The sequence below is a fragment of the Tsukamurella sputi genome (assembly GCF_007858445.1).
GTDB lineage: Bacteria > Actinomycetota > Actinomycetes > Mycobacteriales > Mycobacteriaceae > Tsukamurella > Tsukamurella sputi.
The window spans coordinates 1-570 of the sequence record NZ_VIGV01000146.1 but is presented as its reverse complement, the minus strand read 5'-3'; the positions used below and the strand labels follow the sequence as shown (position 1 = coordinate 570).

The window sequence follows — 570 nt, the reverse complement described above, 5'->3', positions numbered from 1 at the left end:
ACCGTGGCGAGGAACCCGATGACGATCGCGATCGCACATGCCGGCCCGAGAGTGGAGAAGACGCTCAGTTTTCCGAACACCATCGCCAGGAACGCCAGGGCGACGGTTGCGGCGGAGGCGAGGATGACGCGCCCGATCGTAGCGGTGGCGTCGATGAGCGCAGGTGCGTGCTCGGCGCCCGACCGTAATCGCTCGTGGTAGCGGCTGATGAAGAAGACCGTGTAGTCGACGCCGGCACCGAGCAGGATCACCGTCATGAACGCGACGGTGAACTGTGAAACGGGCATTCCGAACTCGCCCAACGCTGACACCACACCGCGACCCACCCCGAGGCTGATCCCGATCACCAGCAGGGGTACGAGCGCGGTGAACAGCGACCGGTAGACCACCAGCAGGATGAACGCGATCAGCAGAACCGTGGCCATGGTGATCACCACAAGGTCCTTTTCGGCCGTGACGATCTGATCGCTGAAGGTGGCGGTGGGCCCGGTGACGTGTACGGTTGTACCGGTGCCGGAGAACGAATGATAGGCGAGGTCGCGCACGGAATCCAAGGCGCGAGTCGCGGCG

At 64.2% G+C, this 570-nt stretch carries 1 protein-coding gene; it reads right to left on the bottom strand.

The window, feature by feature from the left end; translation table 11 throughout:
* Positions 1 to 570 (bottom strand): MMPL family transporter (locus FK268_RS23555; RefSeq protein WP_146437868.1); only part of this gene is annotated, 570 nt, incomplete at both ends.